This is a genomic window from Streptomyces sp. NPDC059456 (assembly GCF_042750055.1).
GTDB lineage: Bacteria > Actinomycetota > Actinomycetes > Streptomycetales > Streptomycetaceae > Streptomyces.
Map to the genome: position 1 here is coordinate 1 of NZ_JBHYVA010000527.1, position 6,085 is coordinate 6,085.

7 protein-coding genes are annotated in these 6,085 nt (G+C 69.6%); 1 reads left to right on the forward strand and 6 read right to left on the reverse strand.

All coding sequences use genetic code 11. The annotated features are described in order from the left end of the window. The 5 genes from ACFXA3_RS32395 to ACFXA3_RS32415 all read right to left on the reverse strand — a co-directional run. On the reverse strand, positions 1 to 497 hold a 497-nt coding region (locus ACFXA3_RS32395; RefSeq protein ID WP_385192658.1), incomplete at its 3' end, for a transglycosylase family protein. 169 nt (positions 498 to 666) lie between these two features. Next, positions 667 to 1,884 carry a hypothetical protein gene (locus ACFXA3_RS32400; RefSeq protein WP_385192660.1) on the reverse strand — a complete coding sequence of 406 codons (1,218 nt, stop codon included), beginning with the start codon at positions 1,882 to 1,884 and terminating at the stop codon, positions 667 to 669. Positions 1,885 to 1,956: 72 nt separating this feature from the next. Beyond that, positions 1,957 to 2,829, reverse strand: a complete 873-nt coding sequence (locus ACFXA3_RS32405) for a hypothetical protein (protein WP_385192662.1) — start codon at positions 2,827 to 2,829, stop codon at positions 1,957 to 1,959. Positions 2,830 to 2,916: 87 nt separating this feature from the next. Continuing rightward, the gene (locus tag ACFXA3_RS32410; protein WP_385192664.1) at positions 2,917 to 3,186 is read right to left on the reverse strand and encodes a hypothetical protein; all 270 of its coding nucleotides are present in this window, start codon (positions 3,184 to 3,186) and stop codon (positions 2,917 to 2,919) included. Positions 3,187 to 3,197: 11 nt separating this feature from the next. Next, complete coding sequence (locus ACFXA3_RS32415) at positions 3,198 to 3,365, reverse strand: hypothetical protein (protein ID WP_385192667.1); 168 nt, start codon at positions 3,363 to 3,365, stop codon at positions 3,198 to 3,200. A gap of 265 nt (positions 3,366 to 3,630) precedes the next feature. On the opposite strand from ACFXA3_RS32415, the gene ACFXA3_RS32420 reads away from it, so the two are divergent. Further along, a complete protein-coding gene (locus ACFXA3_RS32420) occupies positions 3,631 to 4,617 on the forward strand; it encodes a LuxR C-terminal-related transcriptional regulator (protein ID WP_385192669.1) in 987 nt (328 codons plus the stop codon). Positions 4,618 to 4,632: 15 nt separating this feature from the next. Here the strand turns inward: ACFXA3_RS32420 and ACFXA3_RS32425 are convergent, their stop codons facing one another. Further along, complete coding sequence (locus ACFXA3_RS32425; protein WP_385192672.1) at positions 4,633 to 5,427, reverse strand: class I SAM-dependent methyltransferase; 795 nt, start codon at positions 5,425 to 5,427, stop codon at positions 4,633 to 4,635. Positions 5,428 to 6,085: the final 658 nt, after the last annotated feature.

Genomic DNA, 6,085 nt, shown 5'->3' on the forward strand with positions numbered 1-6,085 from the left:
TTCCAGCCGGGGTTGCCGAACATGGCGGAGCCCTGCGTGCCACCCGAGCTGTCACGCTCGTAGAACGTCTGGTTCGACGCCCGGTACACACCCGCATGCGTCTTGCGGTGTGCGGGCGCGGGGTAGGGGTCGGCCTTGTCCGCGCCCAGACCGGCGGCAGGGCCGCAACTGGGCCAGGCGCCCTGCCCCTGGCCGGCCAGAACCTTCTCGCCTATCAGGATCTGCTGCTGCTTGGTCGCCTGGTGCGGATATGCGGCGTACTGCGTGCCGCCGTACCCCTTCCAGGTGCTGAGGCTGAACTGAAGGCCGCCGTAGTAGCCGTTGCCCGTGTTGATGGCCCAGTTCCCGGAGGACTCGCACTGGGCGACCTTGTCCCAGGTGGACACCGAGGCGGCATGGGCTGTCGGCTGGACGGCGACGGCCGCGAGGCAGGCCGTGGCGAGGGTGAGGGTGAGCGAGGCAGCCGTGCGGGCGGTGCGAGACAGGGCGTTGCGCATGGGATGTGGCTCCTGGTGCTGAAGGAATCTCGGGCGGCAGGCGGCAGGCGGCAGGCGGCAGGCGGCAGGCGGCAGGCGGCGGAGCGGGTGGGACGGGGTGCGGGAACCGGGTGGGCGGCGCTTCGCGTCGCGCCCACCCGTTGACCTCGCGAACCCTGGGGCGGTTGCCCTACCAGGCGCCGGTGATGGGGGTGTCGCCGGGGTTGCCGTAGGTGAAGCTGGTGGCGACGGTGCCGTTGTCGTTGGAGAGGTAGAACTTTTGGGTGGCGGGGTCGTAGACGCCGATGGTGTCGATGCCGTCGCCGTTGTAGTCGCCGATCAGCGGGGTCCAGCCGGGGTTTCCGAACATGGTGTTGCCGATCGTGTGGCCCGTGAGGTCGGCTTCGTAGAACATGGCGTTGTCCGGGCGGTAGACGGCGACTGCGTCCTTGCCGTCGCCGTCCCAGTCACCTGCCAGCGGAATGTCGCCGGGGTTGCCGTAGACGAAGCTTGCCGCGACGGTGCTGTTGTCGTTGGAGAGGTAGAACTTCTGGGTGGCGGGGTCGTAGGCGCCGACGGTGTCCTTGCCGTCGCCGTCCCAGTCGCCGACCAGCGGGGTCCAGTTGGGGTTGCCGAAGCGGACGGATATGGCGGCGTTTGCGTTGTCGTTGGAGAGGTGGAAGTCGCCGTTGGCGGGGTCGTAGACGCCGATGGTGTCGATGCCGTCGCCGTTGAAGTCGCCGGTCAGCGGCTTCCAGCCGGGGTTGCCGAACATGGCGGAGCCCTGCGTGCCACCCGAGCTGTCACGCTCGTAGAACGTCTGGTTCGACGCCCGGTACACACCCGCGTTCGCCGGTCGTGTGTCATCGACGATGTTGTCGTAGCGCAGCCCCTTGTAGAGGCTGGTCGGCCAGCCGGCGACCGAGCTGCTGTTGATGTTCGCGGTGTACTTGTTGGTCAGGACGTTGCTGTTCTGCTCGGCGTAGTACGTGAAGGTGCCGGCCGCCTTGTCCTTCCAGCCACCGAAGAGGATGACGTGCGCCTCGGTGTAGTTCAGGGCGTCTCCCGGGAGCAGCGAGGACTTGCTGACCTCGGAGGAGATGCCGGGAAGGGTCCAGGTGTTGTACGACTGGGTGGCGTGCCAGGCCATCGAGACGTATCCGGAGCAGTCTTCGCGGTAGTTGGTCCCGTGGCCGTCGGTGTAGGAGCCGGACTGGTTGTACGGGACGCCCTGGTCCACCCAGTACTGGGCTCGGGCGATGACCTCGCTGCGGGTGATCTTTCCGCCCTTGGAGGACGCGGCCTGGGCCGGAGCCGCGGTCGCCGCGGTCAGAGCCGTCGCGGCGAGGCCGGCGGAAACCAGGGCGGAGGTGCAGCGCAGGACGGACGAACGGGTGGCGCGGGACATGGAGGTCTCCTGGAAGGCGTGTCGGGAAGAAGGCGGTGGTGTGCCGGTGGGGCGAAGTCCAGTGGGTGGCGGTCAGCCGGCGAGCATGGTCAAAACGGCGGCGTCCGAGCGCGGGTCGTAGGAAGCCGGGGCGGCGGAGTCCCACTCGTCGAAGGTCAGGAGGGTCAAGACCGTGCCGCGCAGGACCGCATAGATGTGATTGGTCTGCGCGCCGGCTGCCGAGGCTCCCTCGACTCCGGTCCAGCGGCGCGACCACGCACGGCCGTGGTCGTCGGCGGCGGTCTCCCGGACGGTGGCGTCGGGCGTCAGCTTGAACTGCTTCTGCAGGGCCTGGCTGGTCTGCGCGCACGCATTCATCCCGCCGAGGACCTTCTCGTACGCGGACCTCGCCGCTGCCTCGTCCTTGAAGGAGAGGGAGTTCTGGATGGCAGGGGTCTTGTGCGAGCTGATGAAGGCCTGCTGCCGCCAGTGGGTGGCGCCGGGCACGGATGCGCACTCGTTGAGCTGGAAGTCCTGGGCCAGCGGCTGGGTGACGGCCGGTGCGAGTTCCTTCCACTTCTGCTGCGCGCTGTCGGGCAGCTCGGCGGGCTCGACCTTCCCGGCCTCCAGGGCGGCGGGAGCGTTGCCGCCGCTCGCCGTGGTGCCCTTGCCGCCTGCCTTGGCCGGCTCGCGCTTGCCCTCGCTCGTACCGGCCGGAGTCGGCGTGGCACCGGTGCCGGGCTGCTGCGTCCCGGGCGATGCGGCTGCCGTGGGCGCCCCGGCTGCAAGGGGGCCGTCGGTGACTGCCGTACTGGTCGCACCGGCGGCTGCCGGACGGGAGGAGGCGTCGGAAGCGGTGGAGGCATCGGCGTGCTGGGCGATTCCGTAGACAGTGGCGGCGGCGAGGACGCCCGCACTGGCGAGAACGGCGGTACGGACGCGCCGGGGCGCGGCGGTGCGGGGCATGGAGGTCTCCTGGAAGTGGACAGGCCGAACGGGGCCCTTGATGCGGGAACGTCGGGGGCGTTGCGTTGCGGTGCGAGGCAGCAGCCGTCAGCAGTACGTCGCGGTGGTGCGGTAGCCGTGCGAGATCAACGGCGGGAGGGCGCTGGTGAGGATGGCGTGTGCCTGGGCGAAGGACGCGGCCTCGGACGGGGCCCGCATGAAGAGGTAGAGGTCCAGACCCTCGCCGGTGACCTTGGCCCGCAGGTGCTCCAGACCGTGGCCCGGGCCGCAGTGAGCCCAGATCAGGTCGGTCACGAGGGCCAGCTCGCTCTCCCGGGCGGGCCCGGGCGGCGTACTTGCCAGCGAGGCACGGATCACGCGCACCGGTGTCAGTCCCAGTTGATGCTGTTGCCGGTCACCGGTGCGGTGTCCCAGTTGATGCTGGCCGGGCCGGCGGCGACGTTTGCGACGGCGGCCGATGCGCTGACGGTCGATCCGGCGCAGAGCAGGGCGGACAGGACGGTGGCGGCAGCGGCGATGCGAGCGGTGCGGGACATGGCGGTTCCCCCTGGAGCGAAGGTCATGGAGAGCGGATCGGGATGGTTGCTGCGCGCTGCACCGGATCGTCCTTGCGGCTCGGGCCCTGAGTCGGGGACTCTCGCCCCCGCCGTTCCGGTGATCACTATGTTGCTGCCCGCCTGACCTGCGGAAAAGAGGTTTCGGGTGGCACCAAGAGGTCTGGCACCTTGGTGCCGTCCGTGGTTTACGATCATGGCGCGGGCCGCGCTTCCGGCGGCCGCAGGTCAGCTGGGGGGCTGGGGAATGCTGCAAGCGCTGGGGCTGGGACCGGACGTCGAGGCCGTCTACCGGGCGATGCTCGCCGACCCGTCGGGCGGTATCGCCGAACTCGGCCTGAGAGCCGGGCTCACCGAGTCACAGGTACGCGACGGCCTGGACCGGCTCGTCGATTTGGACCTGCTGCGACCCTCGCGGGAAAGCCCCGGCTCACTGCGCGCGGTCAGCCCGGATCTGGGTCTGGAACTTCTCCTGCGGCGCCAAGAGGATGAACTGGCACGGCGCCAGGAGGAGCTGGCGCGGAGCAAGGCCGCCGCGGCCCGGGTCGTCTCGGAGTTCGCCGAGCTGCGTCCGAACACCGAGGTGGACGGCGCGGAACGGCTCGTCGGCATGGACGCCATCCAGAGCCGCCTGGAGGACCTCACCCACAGCCTGACGCGGGAGTTCACGGCGATCCTGCCCGGCGGAGCGCTGTCCGAGGCAAGTCTGGAGGCATCACGACCGCTCGACCGGCGCGCCCTGGCCCGCGGGGTCGAGATGCGGTCGGTGTACCAGGACAGCGCCCGCAACGATCCGACGACGCTCTCCTACGCCCGGTGGCTGACAGAAGAGGGAGGCCAGGTACGCACCAGCCCGCTGCTGCCGCCACGTCTGCTGATCTTCGACCGGACCGTCGCGCTCGTCCCCATCGACCCGGCAAACTCGCGGCTCGGCGCCCTGTGCACCCGTTCACCCGGCATCGTGGCCTCCCTGCTCACCCTGTTCGAGCAGACGTGGAACTCTGCCGTACCACTGGGCGCGGACCGCCCACGGGCGACCGACTCGAAGCCGAGTTCGGGCGAACTTGAACTCTTGCGGCTCCTGGCCTCGGGGATGACCGACGAGGCCGCCGGCAAACGGCTCGGGGTGTCCCTGCGGACCGTACGCCGTCAGATGTCCGCACTGATGGAACGCCTCAATGCCAGCAGCCGTTTCGAAGCAGGCCTCAAAGCAGCCCAGCAGGGCTGGCTCTGAACCCCTGACCAGCGTTCAAGCAGGACTTTCATGTTCTCTTGGTAGCGGACGGCAGGCGATGACGGCTTCCGTTCGGACACGCTCTTCGAGCAGTCCGCCTTCCGGACGCAGAGCGGTCAGTGCTCGGCGAAGGTCGTGTTCGAAGGCCGGAAGGTCGGGGCCGAGGGCGGCCGGGCTGGTGAAGCTGAAGGAGAGCTGGAGCCCGACCACCTCGTCCACGGTCCGGCGGACCGTGCGGTCCCAGTGGATCGTCTCGAACCGGGGGAACGGTGAGCGGAGCAGAACGTTCTCGTGCCGCACATCGGGGTAGGCGCCCGGGCCGCAGTCCGGCCGGCGGTCCGGGCCCAGGTAGCGGTGGCGGACCTCCTCGACCTCAGGCAGCCAGGCCGGGAGAGCGAGATCCGCGTGCCGGGCTCCGCAGGTTGCCAGCACCACCGCTCCACCGGGTTCGATCAGCGTGTCCAGGTCGTGCAGCAGCCGTTCGCGGTCCATCCAGTGGAATGACGCGCCCATGACCGTCAGCAGTACCGGCCCCACGTTCAGCGCGAGCAGGGTGTTGGAGTCTCCCAGCCGCCAGTCGATGCCGCCCACGCCCGCCGCGGCGGCAAGCCGGCGGCCCTCGGCGAGCATGTCCGGCTCGGGATCGACCGCAACCACCTCGCGGACCAGAGCCGCGAGCGGCAACGTCAGCGCTCCGGTGCCGGCTCCCAGGTCCAGCACGCGTTGGGTCCCGTCCAGCGAGAAGCGCGTGCCCAGCAAGGTGAACAGGCGATCGTCGTACGCGGGCCGAAACCTTGCGTAGTACGGCACGGTCGAAGCGAACAGCCCACGCGGTGAGGACTCCACCCCCTCACTGTTCCACCACGGCCACGGGGCGTGCGGGAGGCAGGGCGCGGCTCCGGTATCGCCGACGCAGACGGTCGCCGTGGCGGCGATGTGGACGGTTCTGAAGCGATCAGTAAGCCCCGGATTCCATCTCCGCCAGCTCTGCGGCCGGTTTACCGGCGAACCAACCTGCGAAGGCCAGCTTGATGTCCGGGGTCTCCTCGGGCCGCATCGGCCTCCCTCCGCACCCGGTGACTCACCGGTGAGTTCGCGAAGTCTCCCCACTACAGGTCACAGCCTGCGCGCTGGTTTCTCACCGCCCGCCGGTGACATCAGTGGTGAGTCCCGACCGCACTGATCGGTGGCCGACCAGGGCATGCACGAATGCCGCTGACCACTGCACTGCTGGACCGGTCCTCTCATCCTGGAGGCCGTTCCTGCCGCAGCGGGAGGGTCCCGGTCCGGGCGGCTTGCGGTGACCACTTCTCCCGTGGGTCCGCCAGCGCGCTGGCCCTGACGCTCCCGGCAGACCCAGGTCGACGTCTGTGTCACCTGATTTCTCCCAGGAGGCTCCGTCCTTTAGGGCGGGGAGGAATGGGTCCTTGGAGCGGAGCCGCGAAGCGGCGGAGTTCTCTGCACATCT